This is a genomic window from Sanguibacter sp. TS_SC_8 (assembly GCF_055361235.1).
In genome coordinates this window covers 13,699-39,271 of the sequence record NZ_CM143955.1, presented here as the reverse complement: position 1 = coordinate 39,271, position 25,573 = coordinate 13,699, and the positions used below count along the sequence as shown (strand labels likewise).

General features: G+C 69.5%; 22 protein-coding genes and 3 tRNA genes. 10 read left to right on the top strand and 15 right to left on the bottom strand.

Going from position 1 to position 25,573, the window contains the following annotated elements; genetic code table 11:
• Positions 1-179: 179 nt before the first annotated feature.
• Positions 180-1,328 (top strand): glycerol dehydrogenase, encoded by a 1,149-nt coding sequence (locus tag ACWA15_RS00200; protein WP_464057179.1) that lies wholly within the window; start codon positions 180-182, stop codon positions 1,326-1,328.
• 215 nt (positions 1,329-1,543) lie between these two features.
• Here the strand turns inward: ACWA15_RS00200 and ACWA15_RS00195 are convergent.
• Positions 1,544-1,626 (bottom strand) — tRNA-Leu (locus ACWA15_RS00195).
• Positions 1,627-1,808: 182 nt separating this feature from the next.
• Here ACWA15_RS00195 and ACWA15_RS00190 point away from each other — a divergent pair.
• From ACWA15_RS00190 to pknB, 7 genes are read left to right on the top strand one after another with little or no spacing between them, the layout of a single operon-like run.
• Positions 1,809-2,525: an FhaA domain-containing protein gene (locus tag ACWA15_RS00190; RefSeq protein ID WP_464057178.1), complete on the top strand. Its 717-nt coding sequence runs from the start codon at positions 1,809-1,811 to the stop codon at positions 2,523-2,525.
• Between the two features lie 10 nt (positions 2,526-2,535).
• On the top strand, positions 2,536-3,045 hold the full coding sequence (locus tag ACWA15_RS00185) for an FHA domain-containing protein FhaB/FipA (RefSeq protein WP_464057176.1): 510 nt from the start codon (positions 2,536-2,538) through the stop codon (positions 3,043-3,045).
• A gap of 2 nt (positions 3,046-3,047) precedes the next feature.
• Complete coding sequence (locus tag ACWA15_RS00180; RefSeq protein WP_464057174.1) at positions 3,048-4,481, top strand: PP2C family protein-serine/threonine phosphatase; 1,434 nt, start codon at positions 3,048-3,050, stop codon at positions 4,479-4,481.
• Entirely contained in the window at positions 4,481-6,034 is a 1,554-nt protein-coding gene (locus tag ACWA15_RS00175) for an FtsW/RodA/SpoVE family cell cycle protein (protein WP_464057173.1), read from the top strand. The genes ACWA15_RS00180 and ACWA15_RS00175 overlap by 1 nt, the downstream gene beginning before the upstream one ends.
• Positions 6,031-7,500, top strand: a complete 1,470-nt coding sequence (locus tag ACWA15_RS00170; RefSeq protein WP_464057171.1) for a peptidoglycan D,D-transpeptidase FtsI family protein — start codon at positions 6,031-6,033, stop codon at positions 7,498-7,500. Before ACWA15_RS00175 ends, ACWA15_RS00170 begins: the two co-directional genes overlap by 4 nt.
• On the top strand, positions 7,497-9,221 hold the full coding sequence (locus tag ACWA15_RS00165) for a serine/threonine-protein kinase (RefSeq protein ID WP_464057170.1): 1,725 nt from the start codon (positions 7,497-7,499) through the stop codon (positions 9,219-9,221). Before ACWA15_RS00170 ends, ACWA15_RS00165 begins: the two co-directional genes overlap by 4 nt.
• The gene (gene pknB, locus ACWA15_RS00160; protein WP_464057168.1) at positions 9,221-11,290 is read left to right on the top strand and encodes a Stk1 family PASTA domain-containing Ser/Thr kinase; all 2,070 of its coding nucleotides are present in this window, start codon (positions 9,221-9,223) and stop codon (positions 11,288-11,290) included. The genes ACWA15_RS00165 and pknB overlap by 1 nt, the downstream gene beginning before the upstream one ends.
• A 131-nt stretch (positions 11,291-11,421) precedes the next feature.
• On the opposite strand, the gene ACWA15_RS00155 is transcribed toward pknB, so the two are convergent.
• Genes ACWA15_RS00155 through ACWA15_RS00140 form a run of 4 tightly spaced genes read right to left on the bottom strand, consistent with a single transcriptional unit; the run spans position 11,422 to position 13,722 of the window.
• Positions 11,422-12,057, bottom strand: coding sequence for an aminodeoxychorismate/anthranilate synthase component II (locus ACWA15_RS00155; RefSeq protein WP_464057167.1), 636 nt, complete (start codon positions 12,055-12,057; stop codon positions 11,422-11,424).
• A gap of 5 nt (positions 12,058-12,062) precedes the next feature.
• Positions 12,063-12,218, bottom strand: a complete 156-nt coding sequence (locus tag ACWA15_RS00150) for a hypothetical protein (RefSeq protein ID WP_464057165.1) — start codon at positions 12,216-12,218, stop codon at positions 12,063-12,065.
• Positions 12,218-12,973 carry a class E sortase gene (locus ACWA15_RS00145; RefSeq protein ID WP_464057163.1) on the bottom strand — a complete coding sequence of 252 codons (756 nt, stop codon included), beginning with the start codon at positions 12,971-12,973 and terminating at the stop codon, positions 12,218-12,220. The genes ACWA15_RS00150 and ACWA15_RS00145 overlap by 1 nt, the downstream gene beginning before the upstream one ends.
• Positions 12,970-13,722: a DUF881 domain-containing protein gene (locus tag ACWA15_RS00140; protein ID WP_464057162.1), complete on the bottom strand. Its 753-nt coding sequence runs from the start codon at positions 13,720-13,722 to the stop codon at positions 12,970-12,972. The genes ACWA15_RS00145 and ACWA15_RS00140 overlap by 4 nt, the downstream gene beginning before the upstream one ends.
• Positions 13,723-13,814: 92 nt before the next feature.
• Between ACWA15_RS00140 and ACWA15_RS00135 the strand changes: the two genes are divergently transcribed.
• Positions 13,815-14,084: a cell division protein CrgA gene (locus ACWA15_RS00135; RefSeq protein WP_464057160.1), complete on the top strand. Its 270-nt coding sequence runs from the start codon at positions 13,815-13,817 to the stop codon at positions 14,082-14,084.
• 160 nt (positions 14,085-14,244) lie between these two features.
• Here ACWA15_RS00135 and ACWA15_RS00130 read toward each other — a convergent pair whose 3' ends face one another.
• Positions 14,245-15,102: a rhomboid family intramembrane serine protease gene (locus tag ACWA15_RS00130; protein WP_464057159.1), complete on the bottom strand. Its 858-nt coding sequence runs from the start codon at positions 15,100-15,102 to the stop codon at positions 14,245-14,247.
• Positions 15,103-15,145: 43 nt separating this feature from the next.
• Entirely contained in the window at positions 15,146-15,685 is a 540-nt protein-coding gene (locus tag ACWA15_RS00125; protein WP_464057157.1) for a peptidylprolyl isomerase, read from the bottom strand.
• A 166-nt stretch (positions 15,686-15,851) separates the two neighbouring features.
• Here ACWA15_RS00125 and ACWA15_RS00120 point away from each other — a divergent pair, with 166 nt between their 5' ends.
• A complete protein-coding gene (locus tag ACWA15_RS00120; RefSeq protein ID WP_464057155.1) occupies positions 15,852-16,838 on the top strand; it encodes a hypothetical protein in 987 nt (328 codons plus the stop codon).
• 455 nt (positions 16,839-17,293) lie between these two features.
• Here the strand turns inward: ACWA15_RS00120 and ACWA15_RS00115 are convergent.
• The 8 genes from ACWA15_RS00115 to recF form a co-directional block, all read right to left on the bottom strand.
• Positions 17,294-17,366: transfer RNA gene (locus ACWA15_RS00115), tRNA-Ala, on the bottom strand.
• 37 nt (positions 17,367-17,403) lie between these two features.
• Entirely contained in the window at positions 17,404-17,523 is a 120-nt protein-coding gene (locus tag ACWA15_RS00110; protein WP_217629070.1) for a DLW-39 family protein, read from the bottom strand.
• 30 nt (positions 17,524-17,553) lie between these two features.
• A tRNA-Ile gene (locus ACWA15_RS00105) sits at positions 17,554-17,627 on the bottom strand.
• A gap of 128 nt (positions 17,628-17,755) precedes the next feature.
• Complete coding sequence (locus tag ACWA15_RS00100) at positions 17,756-18,586, bottom strand: DUF3566 domain-containing protein (RefSeq protein WP_464057154.1); 831 nt, start codon at positions 18,584-18,586, stop codon at positions 17,756-17,758.
• The gene (gene gyrA / locus ACWA15_RS00095; protein WP_464057153.1) at positions 18,583-21,234 is read right to left on the bottom strand and encodes a DNA gyrase subunit A; all 2,652 of its coding nucleotides are present in this window, start codon (positions 21,232-21,234) and stop codon (positions 18,583-18,585) included. The genes ACWA15_RS00100 and gyrA overlap by 4 nt, the downstream gene beginning before the upstream one ends.
• Before the next feature lie 80 nt (positions 21,235-21,314).
• Positions 21,315-23,372 (bottom strand): DNA topoisomerase (ATP-hydrolyzing) subunit B, encoded by a 2,058-nt coding sequence (gene gyrB, locus ACWA15_RS00090; protein ID WP_464057152.1) that lies wholly within the window; start codon positions 23,370-23,372, stop codon positions 21,315-21,317.
• A 238-nt stretch (positions 23,373-23,610) separates the two neighbouring features.
• Positions 23,611-24,246 carry a DciA family protein gene (locus ACWA15_RS00085; protein ID WP_464057151.1) on the bottom strand — a complete coding sequence of 212 codons (636 nt, stop codon included), beginning with the start codon at positions 24,244-24,246 and terminating at the stop codon, positions 23,611-23,613.
• Entirely contained in the window at positions 24,236-25,519 is a 1,284-nt protein-coding gene (gene recF, locus ACWA15_RS00080; protein WP_464057150.1) for a DNA replication/repair protein RecF, read from the bottom strand. Before recF ends, ACWA15_RS00085 begins: the two co-directional genes overlap by 11 nt.
• Positions 25,520-25,573 lie beyond the last annotated feature (54 nt).

Sequence of the window (25,573 nt, the reverse complement as noted above, 5' to 3'; positions counted from 1 at the left end):
GGTGCCTCGTTCGACCGGGGTGGCGCACGCGTTCGCGTTAGTAGACCATTCCCGGCCGCGCGCGCTCCCAGCGCGGCGCACAACCTGTCGCCGCCGTGGCACAACCTGTCACCCGGCGCCGGCCGGGGCTCCGTCCTACTGTGGAGGGACCACGCCCTCACGACCCCTGAGGAGTTCCCATGTCCACGCCAGTCGCCGTCCGCACGATCATCAGCCCCGCTCGCTACGTCCAGGCGAAGGGCGCGATGTCGCGCCTGGGTGAGTTCACCGCCCAGATCGGGTCCACGCCGCTCGTGGTGGCCGACGACGTCGTCTGGGGGCTGGTGAAAGACCAGGTGACAGCGTCGTTCGCGGCGGCCGGCCTGACGGTGGAGCGCGAGTCCTTCACCGGACTCGCGACCGCGGCGGAGGTCGAGCGGCTGGTCAGCTCGATCGAGGCGGCCCACGCCGACGTGGCGATCGGCATCGGTGGCGGGAGCACGATCGACGCGGTCAAGGCCGCCGGGTTCATCGCCGGCATCCGGTGGGTCTCGGCTCCCACGGTCGCCTCGACCGATGCGCCGACGTCGGCCCTCGCCGTCATCTACACCGAGGACGGCGCCTTCGAGGAGTACCGCTTCTTCCCGCGCAACCCCGATCTTGTCCTGGTGGACACCCAGCTCGTCGCGGACGCTCCGGTCAGGTTCCTCGTGGCGGGGGTCGGCGACGCCCTGGCCACCTGGCTCGAGGCCCGCGCGACGCAGCGCGCTCACGCCGCGACGATGGCCGGTGGCCTGCAGACGGAGGCCGGAGCTGCCCTGGCCCGGCTGTCCTGGGACCTCATCTGGGAGAACGCGCTGCCCGCGATCGCAGCCGTGCGGGACCACCTCGTCACTCCAGCCGTGGAGAAGCTCGTCGAGGCCAACACCCTGCTCTCCGGCCTCGGGTTCGAGTCCGGTGGACTGGCCGCCGCGCACGCGATCCACAACGGCCTCACCGCCGCCCGCCAGACGCACGGCCTCACGCACGGGCAGAAGGTCAACATCGGGTCGGTCACCCAGCTGGTCCTGGAGGGCGCTCCCACCCAGGAGATCAACGACTTCATCGTCTTCACCACCCGGGTCGGTCTGCCCAACACCCTCACGGAGATCGGCCTGTCGGTCTCCGACCTCGACGACCTGCGAGGCGTGGCCGAGGCCGCGACGGCCGAGGGCGAGACGATGGCGAACATGCCGTTCCCGGTCACCGCCGCAGACGTGGTCGACGCTCTCCGCTCGATCGAGGGCTACTCCCGCCAGGTCCGCGCGGCTGCCGGACTGCCGGAGCCGGAGCCCTACACGGCGCACTGAGAGCAGGCCCGACCCCCGGCGGTGTCCACGGACGACCTTGCGGGTGTTCACGGTCTGGACGCCCGGACGCGGCGCCACAGGGTCCGCACACAACCCACTCAATCGCCCCCGGAGCGGCACAGACGGGCCCGGGAACGTCCGAGAAACACGAAAGGCCCCGATCGAGTTTCCTCGATCGGGGCCTTTCACCACAATGACCCGAACTGCGGGTCTTGTGCGTGAGGGGGGACTTGAACCCCCACGCCCTTACGGGCACTGGCACCTGAAGCCAGCGCGTCTGCCATTCCGCCACTCACGCGCGACGTCGAACATTACCACGCCTACGCTGTACTACTACCATTTGCATCACTGCGCTCGTGAGGTCTATACGATGAGCCAGAGACACTGCGCGTCGCGACCATCAACTCGGAAGCGACTGTAGTAATCATAGGTGCGGCACGCGATTGCACAAACCACGCTGGTCAGACGGGAGGAGGTGCCATGGGAGTCCTCGATCGCTTCGAGAAGAGCGTAGAGCGCGCAGTGAACAACACCTTCGCCCGGGTGTTCCGCAGCGAGCTCAAGCCCGTCGAGATGGCCAGCGCGCTGCGGCGCGAGGTCGACGACCGTGCCGCAGCCGTCGACCGCGAGCGGACCGTGGTGCCCAACGAGTTCACCATCTCCCTCTCCGTCGACGACTTCGCCCAGGTCGAGGGATGGGGCGCGGAAGCCCTCGCCGACGAGCTCGCGACCAACGTCACCCAGTACGCAGGCACCCAGCACTACGCCTTCGTCGGCCCCGTCACGGTGACCTTCGAAGAGGTCGACGGTCTCGAGGTCGGCCGCTTCGAGGTCCGCTCCTCGACCGCCCGCGGCGCGGTCGCCCCGGCCACGTCGGCCGCACCCAGCTCACGCCACCCCCTCGTCGACATCGACGGCCAGCGCTACCTGCTCACCGGGCCGGTCACGGTCATCGGGCGCGGCGCCGAGGCGGACATCGTCGTCGACGATCCCGGCGTCTCGCGCCGACACCTCGAGATCCGGGTCACTCCCGACGGCGTCGTGGCCACCGACATGGGCTCGACCAACGGACTCTTCGTCGAGGGCCACCAGGTCCCGGCCGCCACGCTGCTCGACGGCAACTCGCTCACCATCGGACGGACGCGGATCATGTTCTGGACCGGCGTGACCGACGACGCTGCCAACGGGGACTGGTGACTTCCCCCGCATGAGCGAACTGACGATGACCCTGCTGCGGCTGGGCTACCTGGTCCTGCTGTGGGTATTCGTCTACTCCGTCGTGCGCGTCCTCCGCCGCGACCTCTACGGCACCCGCATCACCTCCCGCAAGGGCGGGTCGCGGGAGAAGCCGGCCCCCGCCAACACGCCTCCGCTCCCTCGCGGCAGCGCGCCGGGCACGCGGCACCCCGCCCCGCCCGCCCGCCCCCGCCCGACCCGGCTGGTCGTGTCCGAGGGTCCGCTGCGCGGGACCACACTCCCGCTGTCGACATCGGCGATCCTCATCGGCCGCGCCCCCAGCTGTACTCTCGTGCTCGACGACGACTATTCCTCCTCCCGCCATGCCAGGATCTTCCCGTCCGGCGACCAGTGGATCCTCGAGGATCTGGGGTCGACCAACGGCACGTTCATCGGAGCGCAACGAGTGACCACGCCCACCCCGCTCGTCCCCGGAGTCCAGGTCCGCATCGGGCAGAGCGTCGTCGAGCTGCAGAGGTAGTCATGACCATCGCACTGCGGTACGCCGCACGCTCCGACGTCGGGCTGGTCCGGTCCAACAACCAGGACTCCGCCTACGCCGGTCCGCACCTGCTGCTCGTCGCCGACGGGATGGGCGGGCACGCCGGTGGCGACATCGCCTCCTCGCTCACGGTCGCGTCGCTGGCCCCGCTTGACGGTGAGGCCTTCGGCTCCGGAGAGATCCTCGAGCGGCTCGAGCGGGCGATCGAGACCGCCCGCCTCGAGCTGGTGCGCCGGGCCCGTGAGGACTCCGAGCTCAGCGGCATGGGCACGACCGTCACCGCGCTGCTCCGCTCCGGGAACAAGCTCGCGATGGCCCACATGGGCGACTCCCGGGCGTACGTGCTCCGCGCCGGGGTGCTGACCCAGGTCACCAAGGACCACACCTTCGTCCAGCACCTCGTCGACACCGGCAAGATCACCGCCGAGGAGGCCGAGCACCACCCGCAGCGGTCCGTGGTCATGCGGGTCCTGGGCGACTTCGACCTCGACCTCAACCCCGACCTCTCCGTGCGGGAGGCCCGCCCGGGCGACCGGTGGATGCTCTGCTCGGACGGCTTGAGCGGGTTCGTCAGCCTGCCGACCCTCGAGCGCACCCTCTCCGAGGTCAGCGACGTCGACGAGTGCGCCGAGCGCCTCATCCAGCTCGCGCTGCGTGCCGGTGGCTCCGACAACATCACGTGCATCGTCGCCGACATCCTCGACCTCGACGACCTGCCCGACGGCGCCGGCCCGCACTCCGGGGTCCAGGTCGTCGGGTCCGTGGCCCTGAGCCGGGACGACCCCACGGTGGCCGCGGACGGCCCGGCCGCCCGCGCTGCCGCGCTGCTCGCGGAAGCCCGCGCGACCGTCGGTGCCCTCACCGACTCCGGCGCCCGCAGCGCGCCGGTCGCCGTCAAGGAGCTCCCCGCCCCCACCCCCGTCGAGGACGTGGCCGAGGACCAGGCCGACGTGCCCCTGAGCAGCCGCGACCGGCGTCGGGCAGCCAAGGAGGACCGCGCGCTGCGCCGCGCCGAGGCGAAGGCGGCCAAGCGATCGGCCAAGCCCGCCGCCAACAACGCGGTCACCTCCTCGGATCTGGAGGAGGAGGCCTCCGGGCACCGCTGGGTGTGGACGCTCGTGACGATCCTCGTCCTGGCGGCCATGCTCGCCACCGGCGGGTTCTTCGCCTACCGCTGGACCCAGACGCAGTACTACGTCGGCGTCGAGAACGGGCAGGTGGCCATCTTCCGTGGGATCGCCCAGTCCGTGGGGCCCATCGAGCTGTCCTCGGTCGTGGAGACGTCTGACCTGAGCACCGACGAGCTCGACACCTTCGTCACCGGCCAGCTCGACCGGACGATCCGGGCCACCTCCCTCGACGACGCGCGGGCCAGGGTCGCCAACCTCGTCGCAGACGCCGGTGGCACCTCCTGATGGCAACGGTTGAGCCCGGCCGGGTTCGCAGCGGTCGGGCCAGCGAGCTCGGCCTCCTCGTCCTGGCCCTCACCCTCGGCGTGGGCGCGTACGCCCTGGTCGGGCTGGGCATGGAGGGTCGGCTCCCGGGGAACTTCTACGTGCTCACCTTCGGCATGACGGCGCTCGGCTTCGGGCTCCACTTCGTCGTGCGATGGCGCGCGCCCTTCGCCGACCCGGTGCTCGTGCCGATCGCCGTCGGGCTGAACGGGCTGGGCCTGGCGATGATCTACCGGCTCGACCTCGCGAGCCAGCTCAAGGGCGGCGACCCGGGGCTGTCCACCCGCCAGCTCGGATGGACCGCCCTGGGCATCGTCGCCGCCGCCGCCGTGGTGTGGATCCTGCACGACCACCGCACCCTGCGCAGATACACCTACACCGCGATGATCGTCGGTCTCGTCCTGGTCGTGGCGCCGCTCGTCCCCGGCCTGGGCAAGCAGATCAACGGAGCCCGGATCTGGGTCGGCCTGGGGCCGGCCTCCCTGCAGCCGGCCGAGTTCGCGAAGATCGCCTTCGCGGTGTTCTTCGCCGGGTACCTGGTCACCAACCGGGACACCCTCACCCTCGCCGGGCGCAAGGTCCTGGGCCTGCAGCTGCCCCGGGTCCGCGACCTCGGGCCGATCATCGTCGTGTGGCTCGCCTCGATCGCCGTGCTCGTCCTGGAGCGTGACCTCGGGACGTCGCTGCTGTTCTTCGGGCTGTTCGTGGCGATGCTCTACATCGCGACCGAGCGGATCAGCTGGGTGATCATCGGCCTGACGCTCTTCGCCGCTGGGGCGACCCTGGCCGCCACATCCTTCCCACACGTCAAGGGTCGGTTCGACGGCTGGCTCAACGCCTTCGACCCCGAGGTCTTCGGCGCGCAGTTCGGCGGGTCCGGCCAGCTCGTGCGGGGCATGTTCGGCATGGCGAACGGCGGGCTGATGGGGACCGGCTGGGGCAACGGTCGACCCGACCTGGTGCCGTACGCCTTCTCCGACTTCATCTTCGCCTCCCTCGGGGAGGAGCTCGGCCTCACCGGGATCATCGCGATCCTCGTCATGTACCTGGTGCTCGTCGAGCGCGGCATGCGGATCGCGATCGGCACCCGGGACGGCTTCGGCAAGCTCCTCGCCGGTGGGCTGGCCTTCGTCGTCGCCTGGCAGTGCTTCGTCGTGGTGGGCGGGGTCACCCGAGTCATCCCGGTCACCGGTCTGACCATGCCGTTCCTCGCCTACGGCGGCTCCTCGCTGCTGGCCAACTGGATCATCGTGGCGCTGCTGCTGCGGATCAGCGACAACGCCCGGCGCCCCACGCCGCTCCCGCTGCGCGGCACCCCCGCCCCGAGCCCTTCCGGCAGGTCCCGTCAGGCCCTCGTGCCCGACGACGCGGCCCTCGCCCACGCCGAGCGCACCCACCCCGACGCGCACCGCCCCAGCACCCAGTCCATCCCCACGTCCGACCCCGCCTCCGGTGACGCCACTGGTGACGCCACTGGTGACGCCACCGAGATCATCCGGGCGGTGGACCAGTGAACGTCCCCCTCCGCCGGGTCGCGATCGTCATGCTCGCGATGTTCCTCATCCTCATGGTCTCCAGCACCTGGATCCAGTTCGTCACCGCGCCCGAGCTCAACGCCGACCCTCGCAACGTGCGCACCCTCTACCGAGAGTTCGGCACGAACCGCGGTCCGATCCTCGTCGCCGGCGAACCGATCGCGGAGTCAGTCCCGGCCGACGACGCCTACGCCTACCAGCGGACCTACCCGCAGGGTGAGCTCTACGCCGCCGTGACCGGCTACTACTCCGTCATCTACGGGCGGACCGGGATCGAGCGGTACGCCAACGACTACCTCAACGGCAGCTCCGACTCGCTGTGGTGGAACCGCCTGCAGAACCTCATCTCGGGTGAGGACCCGCAGGGGTCGGCCGTCGAGCTGACCCTCGACCCCGTCGCCCAGCAGGCCGCGTGGGACGCCCTGGGCGACCAGCGCGGAGCCGTCGTCGCGCTCAACCCCCGGACGGGGGAGATCCTCGCGATGGTCTCCAAGCCGAGCTTCGACCCCAACACCCTGGCATCCCACACGATCAGCGAGGTCAGGGCCACGTACGAGGCGCTCAACGCCGCCGAGGGCGACCCGCTGATCAACAAGTCCATCGCCGGGAACCTCTACCCGCCCGGGTCGACCTTCAAGCTGGTCACCGCCGCCACCGGTCTGGAGACCTCCACCGTGACCCTGGACTCCCAGATCCCGGCACCCGACCAGCTCCAGCTCCCTGGGTCCAGCGCCACGCTCAACAACTTCGGGGGCACCTCGTGCTCACCGACCGGGACCATGACCCTCGCCGACGCGCTGCGGATCTCCTGCAACACCGCCTTCGCCCAGCTCGGCATCGACGTCGGCGCGCCTGCCCTCGGGGCTCAGGCGGACGCCTTCGGCTTCGGAGAGCCGCTGTCCATCCCGATGCCGGTCACCCCGAGCGCGTATCTCACCGAGATCGACGGCAAGCCGCTGGACGACGCGCAGACGGCGCTGTCGGCCATCGGCCAGCTCGACGTCCGGGTCACCCCGCTGCAGGTAGCGCTCGTCTCCGCGGCGATCGCCAACGACGGCAAGATCATGACCCCGTACCTCATCAAGGGTGTGCGGACCCCGGACCTGTCCACGGCTTTCTCCGCCGAGCCCTCCGTCCTGTCCACGCCGATCGACGCGGCGACCGCGCACAACCTGCGCGACATGATGGTCGGCGTGGTGCAGTCCGGTACCGGGACGTCCGCGCAGATCGCCGGCGTGCAGGTGGCCGGGAAGTCCGGGACCGCCGAGACCGTCGCGGGCGCCGCACCGCACGCCTGGTTCACCTCCTTCGCCCCCGCGAACGACCCGGAGGTGGTTGTCGCGGTCATCCTCGAGAACGGCGGGGACGCCGGCAGCGAGGCCACCGGTGGCCGGGTCGCCGCGCCCATCGCCCGCGCAGTCATGGAAGCGGTGATCTCCCAGTGAAGCCCGCAGCAGGGATGGCCCTCGGCGGTCGTTACCGCCTGGTCCGCCTGATCGCCGTCGGCGGTATGGGTGAGGTCTGGGTCGCGCACGACGAGTCCCTCGCCCGGGACGTCGCGGTGAAGGTCCTCAAGGAGGAGTACGCCGGCAACGCCGACTTCCTCGACCGCCTGCGGACCGAGGCCCGCAACAGCGCCGCCCTGTCCCACTCCAACATCGCTCAGCTCTACGACTACGGCGAGCAGCAGGGGTCCGGATACCTCGTCATGGAGCTCGTCCAGGGCGAACCCATGTCCGACCTCCTCGAGCGCGAACCCGTCCTGCCGGTCCTGCGGCTGCTGTCGATCCTGTCGCAGACCGCCCGCGCGCTGCACGCCGCGCACGTCGCCGGCGTGGTACACCGTGACGTCAAGCCCGGCAACATCCTGCTCGAGCGCGGCGGCGAGGTGAAGATCACCGACTTCGGGGTGTCGCTGGCCGCGAACCAGGTCCCGATGACCGCCGCCGGCATGGTCATGGGCACCGCCCAGTACCTCTCCCCCGAGCAGGCGATCGGCAAGGCCGCCACCGGCGCCTCGGACGTCTACGCCCTCGGGGTGGTCGCCTACGAGTCGATCGTGGGGAACCGCCCGTTCACCGGCGCCACGCCCGTGGACATCGCCGTCGCGCACGTGAACGAGCCCGTCCCGCCGCTCCCGGCGACGATCCACGCCGGCTTCGCCGACCTCGTCATGCGGATGCTCGAGAAGGACCCGCTCGACCGCCCACGCAGCGGCGCGATCCTCGCGCGCAACTTCGACCTGCTGGCCCAGGAGATCGCCGCCGACCCGTGGGGCAGCGGGCTGCGCCGGCGCAGCGACGACCCGCGGGCCGGACGGCACGGCGCCCGGGGTTCCGTGCCCGGGGAGGACCGGCCCGCACTGACCGGCCCCACCCCCCGACGGGCCCGTCAGGACCCCGCTGACGCGAGCAGCGCCCCCGACGACGCACGAGCCGTCAGGGAACCGCCAGCGACCACCCGCACGAACGCCCGGATCGCTTCGGAGCAGGACCGCAGCCGGCGCACCCGGAGCCCGCTGCCCGCCGGCGAGGCGGGTCCCTCCCCCGCGCCCGGATCGCTCGCCAGCGGCGAGGGACAGCCCCCGGTGTCTCGCCGCGCCGTCGGCGAGGCCGGGTGGCCGGCCGACCTGCCGGGGATGCCGGGGCCTGCCCCGCGGGACGAGGCCAGCATCGCCACCCCGCCCGCCGCGCTGCGCGCCGTCGCGCCGCGCAGCGCGGCCGGCGAGGGGCACACCCGGTCGACCACGCACGCGACACCCCGCTCAGCACCCACGCGCTCGGGGACGCAGCGGCCACGCCAGACGCCGCGCCAGGGGCTGCCCACCCGCGACGGCGCACGGTCGACGGACCGGCCCGCCAGCAGACCCCCTGCACGGTCCGCCGCTCCGCCCCGGCGGACCTCCACGACCACCGGGCTGCGGATCGGCAAGCTCGGCTGGCCGACCCTGGCTCTCCTTCTCCTTGTGCTCATCGTCGTCATCGCCACGATCGTCAAGGCGGTCGGTGACGACAGATCACCAGAATCTGCTCGGGCAGCCCCTGCCCAAGAGGTCCTGCTGTCAGTACAATTCACCAGCGTGGATGACTTGGATGCGATGATCTTCCAAGTGACGGAGTCGAACCCCTCGATCCCGCCACCACCGACAACACCTAAGGACACGTAGTGGTTGACCAGACACCCCGCATTCTTGCGGGCCGTTACGAGGTCGGTGAGCTCATCGGCCGCGGTGGCATGGCCGAGGTTCATATCGGCCATGACAACCGTCTCGGTCGCACCGTGGCCATCAAGATCTTGCGCTCAGACCTGGCCCGAGACCCCTCCTTCCAGGCGCGTTTTCGCCGGGAGGCCCAGTCGGCCGCAGCGCTGAACCACCCGGCCATCGTCGCCGTCTACGACACCGGCGAGGACACCTTCCTCGAGCCGGGCGGGGCGACCTCGCACGTCCCGTTCATCGTCATGGAGTACGTCGAAGGACACACGGTCCGCGACATCCTCCGGGACGGCAACGCCGTGCCCATCGAGGAGGCCGTGGAGATCACCTCCGGGGTGCTCTCAGCCCTCGAGTACTCCCACCACGCCGGCATCGTCCACCGCGACATCAAGCCCGCGAACGTCATGCTCACGCCCACCGGCGCGATCAAGGTCATGGACTTCGGGATCGCCCGTGCGCTGGCCGACTCCGCGGCGACCATGACCCAGACGCAGGCCGTCATCGGGACCGCGCAGTACCTGTCCCCCGAGCAGGCCCGCGGGGAGAGCGTCGACGCCCGCAGCGACCTCTACTCGACCGGGTGCCTGCTCTTCGAGCTGCTCACCGGCCGGCCGCCGTTCACCGGTGACTCACCCGTCTCGGTCGCCTACCAGCACGTCCGGGAGGCCCCGGTCAGCCCCAGCAGCATCGCCTCCGACATCCCCGAGACCCTCGACCGGGTCACGCTCAAGGCCCTCGCCAAGGAGCGGACCTCGCGCTACGGCAGCGCCGCGGAGTTCCGCGCCGACCTCGAGGCCGCCATCCGCGGTGGGGAGCTGGCCGCAGCGTCGTTGAGCACCGTCACCGCCGCGGCAGCTGCCCCGCTCGCCCAGGAGAACGCCACCGAGGTGTTCAGCGCCGCGACGTCCGGCCCGGCCACCCAGGTGGTCCCCGCCTGGGCACCGCTCGGCGCCGCGGGCGCGCAACCGGCGCTGTCCCCCATGGACGCCGAGGACGAGGACGACAAGCCCCGTCACCGCGGTCTGCTGTGGGCGCTCATCGCCCTCGCGGTGGTGGCGGTGGCCGCGATCGCGACCATGCTGCTGCTCGGCGGCGGAGACGACGAGAAGGACCAGATCACCACGCTCACCGTTCCGTCGCTGGCCGGCATGACCCTTGACCAGGCCAAGGCCGAGCTGGTCGCCAACGGCTTCGACGAGGCGCTCATCAAGAACAGCAACGAGAAGAGCACCGAGATCGAGGCCGGCCTGTTCATCCGCAGCGAACCCGACGAGGGTTCCGCGATGGAGTCGGACACGACGATCGAGCTCTGGTTCTCCAGCGGGGCCGAGGCCGTCGCCGTCCCTGATGTCACCGGCCTGACCCAAGAGCAGGCGATCGATGCGCTGACCAGAGACGGCTTCACCATCGCCGCCGGGATCACGTCCGAGAACAGCAACACGATAGCGGCTGACGCCGTGACCCGCACCGAGCCGCAAGCCGGCACGGTCGAGGACGCGGGGACCCCGATCAAGCTGTTCGTCTCGAACGGCTTCGTCGACCTGATCGACCTCACGGGCCTGACCGCAGAGGACGCACAGTCGACTCTCGCCGACCTCAGTCTCACGGCAAAGATCGAGGAGGAGCCCAGCGAGAACGCGGTCAACACGGTCGTCCGCCAGGACCCCGCCCCGGGCCGCGTCGCCCAACGGTCCGTCGTCACCATCTATGTCGCCGTGGAGATCGTCCCCACGACCGTGGCCATCCCCACCAACCTCGTGAACATGACCGAGGCGGACGCCAAGTCCGCCCTGGCGGCGTCCGGGCTCGTGGGGGTCACCCGGCTGGGCGAACGTGCGAACACCGCGCCCACCGGCGTCGTCGAGGACACCAGCCCGCAGGGCGGCGTCCAGGTCGACATCGGTTCCGAGGTGCTGCTGTTCGTCTCGAACGGGGCCAACGACCCGGCAAACCAGCCGACCGCACCCGACGACGCCAGCCCGGACAGCTCCAAGGCCGACAAGGGCAAGAAGGACGACTAGACGACGGCTCAGTGACCACCAGGGCTGACTGAACGGTCCGACGCGAAGGGCCCCACCGGAATCCGGTGGGGCCCTTCGTCGTCGGGCAGCCCGAGGGGTCGTCGGGGAGAGGTGCCCCCGGCTGGTGGCTGCTAGCGCCGGACCAGCGGAGCGAGACCCTGTGCCCGCGCGACGGCGTCCTTCGAGCCGCAGATCTCCAGCCAGTTGGCGAAGAGGCGGTGGCCGCCCTCGGTGAGGACCGACTCGGGGTGGAACTGCACACCGTGCAGGGCCAGCGTGCGGTGCTGCAGACCCATGATGATGCGCCCCTGCTCGGTCGCGACCTCCGCCGTCACCACGAGTTCGTCGGGCACCGTGCCGGTGACGACCGCGAGGGAGTGGTACCGGGTGGCGGTGAAGGGGTCCGCCAGACCGGCGAAGACACCTTGGCCGTCGTGCTCGACGCGGCTGGTCTTGCCGTGCATGAGCTCGGGGGCATGGGTCACCGTGGCTCCGAAGGCCTCTCCGAGGGCCTGGTGCCCCAGGCACACCCCGAGCATCGGCAGCCCGGTCGCCGCGCAGTCACGGATCACCTGCAGGCTCGCCCCTGCCTCGGCCGGGGTCCCCGGGCCGGGGGAGACCAGCACACCGTCGAACTCCGTGCGGTCGGCGAGGTCGGGGACGGCGTCGTTGCGCACGACGACGGTCTCGGCGCCCAGCTGGTTGAGGTATCCCACGATCGTGTAGACGAAGGAGTCGTAGTTGTCGACGACGAGGATTCTTGTCATGTCCTTCACCCCACGGTCTGGTCGTTGAACGGCATGTAGTCGGCGATCTGCGGGAACACCCACTGGAAGCAGACGAGGACGACTGCCGCAGCGAGCATGACGAGGAGGATCACCCGCACCCACACCGGGCCGGGCAGCGCGCGCCAGAGCAGTGCGTACATTATTGTCCACCTTCCACGGGGAGCCCGAGCTCGGCAGGTGTTCCTGCGGAGACCGGCATCCAGTACGAGAACACCCCATGGGTGATGTAGCGCTCCCGCGCGGAGAACATCGGGTGACAGCTTGTCATGGTGATGTACCGCTCGGTGAGCTCGGGGATCACCTCACCGGGCAGGAGCCCTGGGATCGGGGAGATCACCTCGACGTTGCTCGGCATGACGATGAGGGAGTCCGTGACCTCGTAGACGTACCAGTAGTCCTCGGTTCGCACGACGATCGGGTCTCCCGGCTGGAGCTCGGCGATCTGGTTGAACGGCTTGGAATAGGTTGTGCGGTGCCCCGACACGGAGAAGTTCCCCAGGTCCCCCGGCATCGCCGTCTCCGGATAGTGCCCGACGTTGCCGGTGTCGAGGATCGTGTGCTTGTCGATCCCGGACGCGATGGGGACCTCGTAGTCGGCGCCGAATCGTGGCACATAGAGGCGCCCGAAGGTCTCGCCCTCCGGGACCGGGTCGAGCACCGGCGGTTCCTCAGGGGGTAGCTCGGCCGGGGGCAGCACTGTCACCGGCGGCGGCTCCCAGCCCTGGGCTGCCAGCGTCTCGGCTCGCGCGCGGCCCGCGGTGACGTCCGTCCACCACAGCTGCCACACGACGAACAGGGCGAGCAGCACCCCCGCGGTGATGAGCAGCTCACCGACGAGGCCGGTGAGCCGCAGGACGATGCCCTGCGTGGGTCTCGAGTGTCGGGACCCGGTCATGGGTAGAGATCCGTTCCGTCGGGGACACGAGCGTGCTCGAGGGTGAGCACCCCGTCGTAGGCAGGGAGAGTGACATCGTCGAGCGTGCGAACCTCGAACCCGAGACCGTACGCGTCGACGTACTCCTGGAAGATCGTAACTGTCGGGGAGGCCTCGAGAGCCTTCTCCAGCCGCGCCGGGTCACCGATGACCTCGACGACGTACGGCGGGGAGTACACGCGGCCGTGCAGGGACAGGACGTTCCCGACGCAGCGGAACGCGGTCAACGTCGTCACCCGCTGCCCCTGCAGCGTCATCGCCTCGGCCCCTCCCGCCCACAGCGCGTTGATCACACCTTCGAGGTCCTGCTGGTGCACCACGAGGTCGTCGGCGAAGGTGTCCTCGGGCTGAGGTCGGTTGGTGGGAGCGTCCTGGAGGGTGACCCTCAGTCCAGGCCCGGACACCGCTGTGAGCCCGGTCGTGACCCCCGAACGGGCCGAGAGCTCGGGGTCGAGCTCGGGGACCCGCGTGTCCTGGGTGGAGGTGAGCGACTCGACCGAGGTCCGCAGCGCCTCGACGTCGGTCTGCAGGGCGTCCCCGTGCTCGCTCGCCTGGCGGACCAGCTCGCCGAAGTTCTCCGGGTGGCGGTTCTCTTCCCCCCCGGACAACCTGGCGTTCGCGGTGAACAGCAGACCGGCCACGATGAGCACGAAGGTCACCGAGAGCGTAGATCGCCAGGGCCGGCGCGAGCCGCGTGGCTGTTGTGCCATGTATCCAACCGTGTGATGGGTGTTGGGCGAAGTGGTCCAGCCACTACGCTAGTCGAGAATACGCCGTCATCCCATCGACAGGAGCTGGCTCCGTGCCCGAATCGAAGTCTCGCAAGAAGCCTGAGAAGGCTACTCCCGCCAAGGCCTCCACGCCGAAGATCCCCAAGCCGACCACCGGCAACCCCCGATGGCTCGTGCCGACCATGATCACCCTGTTCATCGTGGGCATCCTGTGGGTCGTGACGTTCTATCTGACGTCGAGCGGTCTGCGTCTGCCGATCCCGGCGATCGGGCAGTGGAACATCGCCGTCGGCTTCGCCATCCTGCTCGCCGGATTCGGTCTGTCCACACGCTGGAAGTAGCCGCCACCGCTCGGAAGGGCCTCGGTTCGCGTTGGTATTCCTCGGAATACCGGCGGACCGGGGCCGTTGTCGTTCGTGCGTCCACACCCCTTGTGCACAACCTTGTCCACAGGTGTGGATAACTACAGTCGTGTAACTACCGGTCGGCTGGCTCCGGTCGCTAGACCGTCGCGTACCGGGTCACGGCCAGCAGCACGAGAACCACCGCGACCAAGGTTGTCGCTCCCACGCCGACGACCCGCCGATGTGCCGGCGGAGCGAAGACGTACGCGGCGCCGAGCACGGTCCCGGTGATCAGGCCACCCAGGTGCCCCTCCCAGGAGATGTTGGGCACCACGAAGCCGATCACGAAGTTCAGGGCGATGATCACGAGCATTCCTCGCGCGTCCTGGCCGGTCCGGCGCAAGGTCAGCAGGACCGCACCGAAGAGCCCGAACACCGCTCCGGATGCACCGACCGTGGCCGTGATCCACGGCCTGGACGACGGGTCCGCGAGGAGCAGCACCGCGACGTGCCCGCCGATCGCCGAGAGCAGGAACAGTGCCGTGTACCGCCATCGCCCGAGCATCCGCTCGAGGTACGGGCCCACGATCCACAGCGCATACATGTTCAAGAGGATGTGCACGAAGGATCCGTGCAGGAACGCACCGGTGACGAACCGCCACGGCTCGGTCTCGCCGAGGAACGGCGCGAAGGCCAGCTTGGCGGTCCACCCTCCCCAGCCGAGGGCGAGCTGGAGCAGATAGCTGACCGCGCACAGGGCGATGATCGTCAGTGTGACGACCGGTCGCCCTGCGCGCACCGGAGCGCCCAGCACCGTGCGGTTGACCGGGGCGGCCAGCTGGGCCTCCCGGACACAGTCCACGCACTGCACCCCCACGGCTGCCGGGACCGCACACTCGGGGCAGGTGGGACGTCCGCACCGCTGGCACCGCACGTAGCTGACCCGGCCGGGGTGGCGCGGGCAGGTGGGCGGGCCACCGGGCGGTGAGCCGGGCGAGGAGCTGGGCGAGGTCATCGGCGGGTGCTGCTCTCAGAGACCGTGCGGTCGATCGGTCTGGTCAGTCCTCGATCGTCACTGACGTGATCGTGATGTCCTGCACGGGGCGGTCACCCGGGCGGGTCGGGGTGGCGGCGATCGCGTCGATGATGGCACGGCTGGCGTCGTCGGCCACCTCACCGAAGATCGTGTGCTTGCCGTTGAGCCACGGGGTGGCCGCGACCGAGACGAAGAACTGCGAGCCGTTCGTTCCCTCTGCCTCACCGGTGATGGCGTTGCGACGCGAGCCGGCGTTCGCCATGGCGAGCAGGTACGGCTTGGAGAACTGGAGCTCGGGGTGGATCTCGTCGTTGAACTTGTAGCCGGGGTCTCCGGTGCCGGTTCCGAGCGGGCAGCCGCCCTGGATCATGAAGCCGGGGATGACGCGGTGGAAGATCAGGCCGTCGTAGAACGGGTCGTTGCGCTCGGCGCCCGTCTTGGGGTCGGTCCAGGACTTCGCCCCGGTGGCAAGACCGGTGAAGTTCTCCACCGTCTTGGGTGCGTGGTTCGGGAACAGCTCGATACGGATGTCACCAGCAGTGGTGTGGAGGGTTGCAAACATGGACCCAGTGTTCCATGCCCCGGTTGGCCGTGGGGAGCTTCACGGTCCGAGTCGGGTGACAACTTCTGGAGACCGCGGGGAGTTTCGGTGCGACCAAGCCGCTCAGGTGGCAGAGTAGTGGCAGTTGTACCCCCTCTACTCTCCGGGAGTTCGAATGTTGAACGGAATGAAGCACTCCGCTCGCGCTGCGAGCGAGAAGCTCGACGCGATCGATGCTGACAAGCTCAAGGACCAGGCCTCAGACGTGGCTGCCGCGATCACAGAGGGAGCCCAGCACGCCGGGGAGGCAGCGGCAGTCTTGGCCGTCCAGGCCCGCGACGCGGCCGTTCAGGCCAAGGACTGGGGCACCCCCAAGGTCGAGGCCTTCGTCGAGTGGGTCACCCCGCGCCTCGAGCAGGCCTGGAACGAGACCCTCAAGGCCGCTGCCCCCCGCGTGGAGAAGGCCGCGGAGAAGGCATCACCGGTGATCGACTCCGCACACGAGAAGCTGGTCGAGGAGATCCTGCCGCGCTTCGTCGCTGCGATCAACGAAGCGGCACAGCACGCCGCCGAATCCGCGGTCAAGGGCGCCAACGTCGCCTCGGAGAAGGCATCCTCGGGCGCGGCCTTCCTGGCCGGATCCATCGTCGCTGCCTCGGAGAAGGCCCCCCTCAAGCTGTCCGAGGCCGCCAAGGCGGGGGAGAAGCACTCGAAGAAGTCGGGCAAGGGCTGGTGGATCGTCGCCGGCGCCGCCGCTGCCGGCGGTGCCTACGTGCTCTGGCGCCGGTCACAGCCGACGACCGACCCGTGGGCCGAGCCGTGGGAGAAGGTTGACGGTGCGGCGTTCGACGTCGAGGACGCCGTGGGCGACGCCGCCGAGGCTGTCGGCGAGGCGGCCGGGGCCGCCCTTGCCAAGAGCCGTGAGGTCTCGGGCAAGGTTGCCGAGTCCGTCGAGGAGCTCTCCGAGAAGGTCACCGACAAGCTGTCGGAGGCGAAGGCCACCGCGAAGAAGGCCACCACCCGCAGCCGCAACACCGTCAAGGAGTCGGCCGCCGACCTCGGTGAGGCGGGCGAGAACGTCGCCGAGGCCGCTGACCAGGCCGTCGAGAGCGCCAAGCACGCAGCCAGCGACGTCGCTGACACGGCGAGCGACACGGACAACGACACGAAGTAGTCCTCTCCGCCCTCCAGCAGGCCATCACCGCACGCGCGGTGGTGGCCTGCTGTCGTCCGACCCCGCCCCCCCGGCTTGCCTGTCTCCCCGCCTTCTCCGTCCCCCCGGCCCGCCCGCCTCCCAGCCTCCCCGGGTACCGGGCTCCCCGGCCTCCCTGGGCTCCCTGGGCTCCCTGGGCTCGGCGAGGTCGGCGAGGTCGTCTGTTTTGCGCGGGGTCGTCCATCTGGATAGACGACCCGGGGCGAAATAGACGACCCGGGCACCTCTCGGTGACGCCGGCACGGTGGGACCGTGGCGCGGTGTCGGCGCAGGACGGTCCCGGCCCGGTCGGGACGGCGCGAACGGGACGGCGCGGACGGGACGGGGACTCGGGGCGGGTCGCGGCTCGGACGGCGCCGGAGCGTGCCCGGAGACACAAGAACGGCCCCTCTCGAAGGAGAGGAGCCGTCAGTGGGTGGAGCCAAGGGGACTCGAACCCCTAACCCCCTGCTTGCAAAGCAGGTGCGCTACCAATTGCGCCATGGCCCCGCACACGCCGAAGCGTGCTTTGCGCCGGATCTTCGAACTACTCGAAGGTGTCCGTGACCTCAGACCACAGGTCTCGTTCGGCGTTGTCCTCGGAGAGCTTGCGCCATACCGCGTACCCGGCGCCAGCAACGACCAGTACAAACAACAGCTTCTTCATATACGTTCCCCCTTGAGTGGGATCCGGCAGTGGGCCTTGGAGGACTTGAACCTCCGACCTCTTCGTTATCAGCGAAGCGCTCTAACCGCCTGAGCTAAAGGCCCATACTCATGCCTGCCGTCCGAGGACTTCAGGCTTGTGCAGCGCTTGACCTTACCCCACGGAACGACCCCTGCTCAAACTGAGAACACGGTGCACATCCCGCAGGCCAAGCTCTGGCGCTTGAGTGATCCTACTCGTCGGTGAGCGTGAGATGAACTCCACCCACCAGCGCGGCGACGACGTTGTAGAGAAATGCAGCAATTGTCGACAGCGCTGTGAGAAGCACCACATCGACGATCGCGATCATCGTCGACAACGACACGACGCGCTTGAGCTCAACGTACTGGAGGATGTTGACCTTGGTCTCCTCACCGAGGATGGCCACGATCATGTCGTTGACCTCCGTGAAGACGTGCAGACCGTCCAGGACGAGCCAGAACACGACCGACGCGACGACGATCATGATGCCGATCGCGATCGACAGCAGGAACGACAGCTTCATGACCGACCACGGATCCAGCCGAGACACCGCCAGCCGCACCCGGCGAGGCCCGACCGGTGCCTTCTTCTGCGTCGGGGGAGTGGCAGGTGCCTTCTCCGGCACGACGGCGTGGGGTGCTTTGGTCTCGCGTGCCCCGGAAGCCGCTGCAGCCGCAGCCGGCGACGCAGCGCCCGCAGCCGGTCGCCTGGTCTCGGAGACCGGTGTCGGGCCCGTGGCCGGCTTCACGGTCGCCGGTGGCACGCTCGCCGGCATGCTGGCCGCCGGCTTGCCATCGGCGGGCTTCCCGCCGGTCGGCTTCCCACCAGTCGGCTTCCCGCTGGCTGGCTTCCCCCCGGCCGGTGTGATGCTCGCCGGCTTGATCCCGCCCGCGCCCGCAGTGCTCGCTCCAGCCGCGCCGGTCGCCGGTCGTGCGGCCCCGTCGTCTGGACCGGGCACAGGTGGGACGCTCGTCGCCTTCGGCGTCGAGGGCTTCCCTGGACCACTGCGGGTCACAGGCTGTCCGGCAGTGTCACGGCTCATGCGTTCTCCTCGGGTTCTGCGCCTGCCTCGATGATCCCTGAGCCGTCGGCCGGGACGGTCTCGATCGCAGCAGAGTCGGCCTCGGCGGCGTCCTCGACGTCGGTGTCGTCGCCGAGGTTGCGCTCCACGTTACGCGCCACCGCGATGATGCGGTCATTCTTGTCCGGCTTCGCGAAGGTCACACCCTGGGTGGTACGCCCCGTGAGGTGCACCTCCTTGACCGCAGAGCGCACGATCTTGCCCCGCTCCATGATGACGAGCACCTCGTCGTCCTCGTCGGTGATCAGCGCACCGACCAGGTCGCCGCGAGCCTCGACGAGGTTGGCCACCTTGATCCCGAGTCCGCCACGTCCCTGGACGCGGTACTCCCCGATGTCGGTCCGCTTGGCGAACCCGCCCTCGGTCACCACGAAGAGGTTGGCACCCTCGTGCACCACGTCCATCGCGAGCAGCTCGTCGCCGCCGCGGAACTTCATGCCCGTCACGCCCGACGTCGCGCGGCCCAGGGGGCGCATCGCCTCGTCGCTCGCGGTGAACCGGATCGACTGGCCCTTGCGGGAGACGAGGATGAGGTCGTCGGTCGCGTCGACCAACCGGGCCGCCACGAGCTCGTCGGCGGTCCCGTCCTCGTCCTCGCGCAAGTTGATCGCGATGACCCCGCCCGTGCGGTTGGAGTCGTACTCGCTCAGGCGCGTCTTCTTCACCAGACCGCGCAGGGTCGCGAGCACGAGGTAGTCAGCCGTGTCGTAGTCGCGCATGTCGAGCACCTGGGCGATCTTCTCGCCTGGCTGGAAGGCCAGCAGGTTCGCCACGTGCTGGCCCTTGGCGTCACGTCCGCCCTCGGGCAGCTCGTAGGCCTTGGCCCGGTAGACGCGGCCCAGGTTGGTGAAGAAGAGCAGCCAGTGGTGGGTGGTGGTGACGAAGAAGTGGTCGACGATGTCGTCCTCGCGCAGCTGCGCTCCCCGCACACCCTTGCCGCCACGCTTCTGCGCCCGGTAGTTGTCGCTGCGGGTGCGCTTGACGTAGCCACCGCGGGTGATGGTCACCACGACCTCTTCCTCGGCGATGAGGTCCTCCATGGAGACCTCGCCGTAGTAGGGAAGGATCGTCGTGCGGCGCTCGTCGCCGTACTTGGCGACGAGCTCGCGGAGCTCGCTCGAGACGATGTCGCGCTGACGGTCCGGCTTGGCCAGGATGTCCTCGTACTCGGCGATCTCCCGCGAGAGCTTGTCGTGCTGGTCGATGATCTCCTGGCGCTGCAGCGCGGCGAGACGACGCAGCTGCATGTTGAGGATCGCGTTGGCCTGGAGCTCGTCGATCTCGAGCATCTCCATCAGCCCGGTGCGCGCGCCGTCGGCGTCGGGGGAGCGGCGGATGAGGGCGATGACCTCGTCCAGGGCGTCGAGGGCCTTGAGGTATCCGCGGTAGATGTGGATGCTCGCCTCGGCCTCACGCAGCAGGTAGGCGGTGCGGCGAACGATGACCTCGAGCTGGTGCGTGGTCCAGTGCCGCACGAAGGCGTCGACGCTCAGCGTGCGCGGCACGCCGTCGACCAGCGCGAGCATGTTCGCCCCGAAGTTGTCCTGCATCTGGGTGTGCTTGTAGAGGTTGTTGAGGACGACCTTCGCGACGGCGTCGCGCTTGAGCACGATCACGAGGCGCTGCCCGGTGCGACCGGAGGTCTCGTCGCGCATGTCGGCGATCCCCTGGATGCGCCCGTCCTTGACGAGCTCGGCGATCTTCTGCGCGAGGGTGTCCGGGTTGACCTGGTAGGGCAGCTCGGTGACGACGAGGCAGATCCGGTTCTGGATCTCCTCGACGTTGACGACCGCGCGCATCGTGATGGAGCCGCGCCCGGTGCGGTAGGCGTCCTCGATCCCGCGGTGGCCCAGGATGGTCGCCCCGGTCGGGAAGTCCGGGCCCTTGATCAGCCGCAGGAGCTCCTCGAGCAGCTCCTCACGGGTGGCCTCGGGGTGGTCGAGGTACCACTGGACGCCCTCGGCGACCTCGCGGAGGTTGTGCGGCGGGATGTTCGTGGCCATCCCGACGGCGATCCCTGACGAACCGTTGACCAGCAGGTTCGGGAAGCGCGCAGGCAGGACCGACGGTTCCTGGGTGCGGCCGTCGTAGTTGTCCTGGAAGTCGACGGTGTCCTTGTCGATGTCCCGGACCATCTCCATGGCGATGGGCGCCATCCGGCACTCGGTGTACCGCGGTGCGGCGGCGGGGTCGTTCCCGGGGGAGCCGAAGTTCCCCTGGCCGGCGACCAGCGGGTAGCGCAGCGACCAGTCCTGGACCAGACGCACCATGGCGTCGTAGATCGCCGTGTCACCGTGCGGGTGGAACTTCCCCATGACGTCGCCGACGACGCGGCTGCACTTGGAGAAGGCACGGTCGGGGCGGTAGCCGCCGTCGTACATCGCGTAGATGACCCGGCGGTGCACCGGCTTGAGACCGTCGCGGACGTCGGGCAGGGCACGCCCGACGATGACGGACATCGCGTAGTCGAGGTAGGAGCGCTGCATCTCGAGCTGCAGGTCGACCCGTTCGATCCGGCCGTGCTCGATCACCTCGCCGGCGCCGTTGAGCACGGGACCCTGGCTGGGCCCGGTGGCGTCGGTTGCTTCTGGGTTCTGGTCGTCAGTCACGGTGGTGTTCCTCGTTCTCTTCCGGCGCGTCCGCCGTCATGGTCCTGGAATCTTCGGTGGCGGGCCTGCCCGCCTCTTCCCTAGATGTCCAGGAACCGCACGTCCTTGGCGTTGCGCTGGATGAAGTTGCGTCGGGACTCCACGTCTTCGCCCATGAGCACGGAGAAGATCTCGTCCGCGGCCGCTGCGTCGTCCAGGGTGACCTGCAGCAGGGTGCGGTGCTCGGGGTCCATCGTGGTGTCCCAGAGCTCGGAGTAGTCCATCTCGCCGAGACCCTTGTAGCGCTGGATCCCGTTGTCCTTGGGCAGCCGCTTGCCGGCTGCCAGGCCGGACGCGATGAACTCGTCCCGCTCGCGGTCGGAGTACACGTAGTCGTGGTCGGAGTTGGACCACTTGATGCGGTACAGCGGCGGCTGGGCGAGGTAGACCATGCCGTGCTCGATGAGCGGGCGCATGTACCGGAACAGCAGCGTCAGCAGCAGCGTGCAGATGTGCTGTCCGTCGACGTCGGCGTCGGCCATGAGGACGATCTTGTGGTACCGGAGCTTGGCGATGTCGAAGTCTTCGCCGATCCCGGTGCCGAAGGCGGTGATCAGCGCCTGGACCTCCTGGTTGCCCAGGGCCTTGTCCAGCCGGGCCCGCTCGACGTTGAGGATCTTGCCTCGGATCGGCAGGATCGCCTGGGTGCGCGGGTTGCGACCGCGGACCGCCGAGCCACCGGCCGAGTCACCCTCGACGATGTAGACCTCGCACTCCTCGGGCCGGTTCGACTGGCAGTCGCGCAGCTTGCCGGGCATCCCGCCCGACTCGAGCAGCCCCTTGCGCCGGGTCGCCTCGCGCGCCTTGCGCGCCGCCATCCGGGCCTGCGAGGCCTGGATCGACTTGCGGATGATGTCTTTGGCCTCGTTCGGGTGGGACGCGAGCCAGTTGCCGAGCTGGTCGTTGACCACCGACTGGACGAAGGTCTTCGCCTCGGTGTTGCCCAGCTTCGTCTTGGTCTGCCCCTCGAACTGCGGCTCGCCGAGCTTGATCGAGATGACGGCGGTCAGCCCTTCACGGATGTCGTCTCCGGTGAGGTTGTCCTCCTTCTCCTTGATCAGGCCCTTGGCGCGGGCATACCGGTTGATCAGGGAGGTCATCGCGGCGCGGAAGCCCTCTTCGTGGGTGCCGCCCTCGGTCGTGGAGATCGTGTTCGCGTAGGTGTGCACCGACTCGGAGTAGGCGTTGGTCCACTGCATGGCCACCTCGAGGGAGATCCGCTTCTCGGTGTCCTCGGACTCGAAGGCGATGATCTCGGGGTGGACGACCTCCACCCGCTTGGCGGAGTTGAGGTGGTGGACGTAGTCCAGCAACCCGTTGGCGTAGTTGTAGACGACGACGCGCGGCTTGGGCGTGGCGGTCTCGTCCTCGTCCCCGGACTCCCCGGCCACCTCGTCGTCGGTCCCGGACTGCTCGGGGCGCTCGTCGGTGAGCGTGATCCGCAGACCCTTGTTGAGGAAGGCCATCTGCTGGAAGCGGGCGCGCAGCGTCTCGAAGTCGTAGTGCGTGGTCTCGAAGATCGACGCGTCGGCCCAGAAGGTCTGCGTGGTGCCCGTCTCGGTGGTCGGTTCGCCCTGGCGCAGGGTCCCCACCGGCTTGCCGCCGTCGGCGAAGGACTGGTGCCAGGTGTACCCCTGCCGCTTGACCTCGGTCTCGACCCGGGAGGACAGCGCGTTCACGACCGAGATGCCCACGCCGTGCAGGCCACCGGAGACCGCGTAGCCGCTGCCGCCGAACTTCCCGCCGGCGTGCAGGATCGTCATGACGACCTCGACCGTGGGGCGTCCTTCGGTCGGGTGGACGTCGACGGGGATCCCGCGGCCGTTGTCGACGACGCGCACGCCACCGTCGGCCTGGAGCGTGATCTCGATGTGGTCGCAGTGCCCGGCGAGGGCTTCGTCCACAGAGTTGTCCACAACTTCGTAGACAAGGTGGTGAAGCCCACGTTCGCCGGTGGACCCGATGTACATCCCCGGTCGCTTGCGAACAGCTTCCAGGCCTTCGAGGACGGTGATGTCGCTGGCGTCGTAACTTCCGTCGCTCGCCCCGAGAGATGGTGCCAAAGCCTCGGAATCGGCGGCGTTGTTGAGTTCTGCCACGGCTGGTGGTGCTCCTAGTCCTCCTGCAGCGCGGTTCCGCCTGCGCAGGGAGTGGAACGAGACCTGCGAAGGGAGGACGCTGCTCATTTTCCGACTGCGGTCAGCGATCGGAATGACTTCGTGAGTCTACCGGAAACTACCGGAAACACGGGGATTCACACGCGATTTCCACAGGCCGGCCGCAGGCGGCAGGCAGGGCTCGGTGCCGAGGTTTCCCGGCCAGCTGCACGCAGACCGGTCAGCCGAAGGTGTCTCGCGCGCCGCGACCCTTCACGGAGCGGAAACCGCGTCCGAACCCGGGACCCACCGGACCCAGGACCGTGATGTCCTGGACCACGTCCGGGCCGACCTCCTGCTCCATGAGCTCCAGGAGGCGCGGGATCAGCAACCGGACCTGGGTCGCCCAGGCGGTCGAGGAGGCGCGCACCACCAGGGCATGGTTCTCGAAGGTCTCCGGCTCGCAGTGGTCGGCGATGTCGTCACCGACCACCTCGCGCCAGCGCCCGATCACCCCGCCCACAGAAACCTCCTGGACCCACCCGCGTTGCTGCAGCAGCGCGGCGAGGGTCTCCGCGAAGAGCTTCGGGTCGCGCCCGTCCTTGCCCGGCCCGCTGCGGGGCTGCTCCGCCAGGATCCGACGCCGCTGCTTGCCGGGGTAGAGCCCCTTCGCCTTCGCCGCGGCGCGCGCCCGGTTGAGGGCCTCGCGTGCGACGTCGCCGGGCGCCTTGAGGTCGATGATCTCGCTGACCGGGGTGCCGTCCTCGATCCTGCGACGGTTGTCGATCGCTGCCTGGGCCGCCTCGTCGGCGGTGGCCTGCGTCGTCTCCTCACCCGGCTCCTCAGCTGCGCCGGACCTGTTGGTCTCACGTGCCACGGGTCACCTGCCCGTCTGCGACGTCGAGGCGGAGGCCGACGAGCCGCTCCGGGATGTCCCCGGGGACCGCCGCGGTGATGATGACCTGCCCGGCGCCGGCGACGAGCTCGGCGAGGCGGTCACGACGGCGGGTGTCGAGCTCGGCGAAGACGTCGTCGAGGATGAGCACGGGCTCGGTGTCGGGTCCCGACTCGGCGAACCAGAACGAGTCCGTCCCGGTGCCGGTCTCGGGACCATCGGTGAGCAGCCGGTAGGACGCGAGGCGCAGCGCCAGGGCGAAGGACCACGACTCTCCGTGGCTCGCGTAGCCCTTGGCCGGCAGCCCGCCGAGGGTGAGCACGACGTCGTCACGGTGAGGCCCCACGAGGCAGACGCCGCGCTCGATCTCCTTGCTCCGCAGCGCGGTCATCGCCTCGAGGAGCTGCAGCTCGATCTGGGACGCGGCCGGGAAGGCCCCCTCCAGGGACTCCTCTGCCTCCGGGGCGAGATCCGTGCCCCCCAGACCGCGCGGGCCGCCGGAGGGCGAACCAGGGGTGCGGGGTGCGGCGTCGGCTCCGGCCAGGGCGACGGCGAGGGAGGACTTGTAGTCGATCTCGGCGTGCCCCTGGCCGGCACTGACCTGCTCGTAGGCGGTCGCCACGTGCGGGCGCAGGGCTGCGACGAGCTCGGTCCGCAGCGCGATGATCTGGGATCCGACCTCGGCCAGCTTGGCGTCCCAGACATCGAGGGTGCGCAGATCGGCCGAGGCGGCGGACCGGCGGGCGGCGCCGGCGGTCTTGAGCAGCGCGCCTCGCTGACGCAGGATGCGGTCGTAGTCGGAGAAGACCCCCGCCATCCGCGGCACGAGCAGGACCGAGAGCTCGTCGAGGTAGCGGCGTCGGGCGTCGGGATCTCCCTTGACCAGGACGAGGTCCTCGGGAGCGAAGAGCACGGTGCGGGCGATCCCGAGGATGTCGCGGGGTCGGGGAACCGGGGACCGGTTGAGCCGGGCACGGTTGGCCTTGCCCTGGGTGATCTCCACCTCGATCACGCTGGCGCGGTCGCCGCGCACGATCCTGGACCGCACGACGGCGCGCGAGGCTCCGGCGCGGATGAGTGCCGCGTCGGCCGCGACCCGGTGGCTGCTGAGCGTGGCGACATACCCGATCGCCTCGACGAGGTTGGTCTTCCCTTGGCCGTTCGGCCCGACGAGTGTGTTGATCCCCGGCTCGAGCTCGACGTCGACCTGGGTGTAGGAGCGGAAGTCGAGGAGGGAGAGGTGAGAGACATGCATCAGAGCATCAGTCTCTCAGGAGAATCGGGGTGAGCTGCCGACCGGGTCGGAATG

Bases quoted from the DNA above. Each gene is read 5' to 3' on its own strand.
- ACWA15_RS00200 (WP_464057179.1), top strand. From the start codon at position 180: ATGTCCACGCCAGTCGCCGTCCGCACGATCATCAGCCCCGCTCGCTAC.
- ACWA15_RS00190 (WP_464057178.1), top strand. From the start codon at position 1,809: ATGGGAGTCCTCGATCGCTTCGAGAAGAGCGTAGAGCGCGCAGTGAAC.
- ACWA15_RS00185 (WP_464057176.1), top strand. From the start codon at position 2,536: ATGAGCGAACTGACGATGACCCTGCTGCGGCTGGGCTACCTGGTCCTG.
- ACWA15_RS00180 (WP_464057174.1), top strand. From the start codon at position 3,048: ATGACCATCGCACTGCGGTACGCCGCACGCTCCGACGTCGGGCTGGTC.
- ACWA15_RS00175 (WP_464057173.1), top strand. From the start codon at position 4,481: ATGGCAACGGTTGAGCCCGGCCGGGTTCGCAGCGGTCGGGCCAGCGAG.
- ACWA15_RS00155 (WP_464057167.1), bottom strand. From the start codon at position 12,057: ATGACAAGAATCCTCGTCGTCGACAACTACGACTCCTTCGTCTACACG.
- ACWA15_RS00150 (WP_464057165.1), bottom strand. From the start codon at position 12,218: ATGTACGCACTGCTCTGGCGCGCGCTGCCCGGCCCGGTGTGGGTGCGG.
- ACWA15_RS00145 (WP_464057163.1), bottom strand. From the start codon at position 12,973: ATGACCGGGTCCCGACACTCGAGACCCACGCAGGGCATCGTCCTGCGG.
- ACWA15_RS00140 (WP_464057162.1), bottom strand. From the start codon at position 13,722: ATGGCACAACAGCCACGCGGCTCGCGCCGGCCCTGGCGATCTACGCTC.
- ACWA15_RS00130 (WP_464057159.1), bottom strand. From the start codon at position 15,102: ATGACCTCGCCCAGCTCCTCGCCCGGCTCACCGCCCGGTGGCCCGCCC.
- ACWA15_RS00125 (WP_464057157.1), bottom strand. From the start codon at position 15,685: ATGTTTGCAACCCTCCACACCACTGCTGGTGACATCCGTATCGAGCTG.
- ACWA15_RS00120 (WP_464057155.1), top strand. From the start codon at position 15,852: ATGAAGCACTCCGCTCGCGCTGCGAGCGAGAAGCTCGACGCGATCGAT.
- ACWA15_RS00110 (WP_217629070.1), bottom strand. From the start codon at position 17,523: ATGAAGAAGCTGTTGTTTGTACTGGTCGTTGCTGGCGCCGGGTACGCG.
- ACWA15_RS00100 (WP_464057154.1), bottom strand. From the start codon at position 18,586: ATGAGCCGTGACACTGCCGGACAGCCTGTGACCCGCAGTGGTCCAGGG.
- recF (WP_464057150.1), bottom strand. From the start codon at position 25,519: ATGCATGTCTCTCACCTCTCCCTCCTCGACTTCCGCTCCTACACCCAG.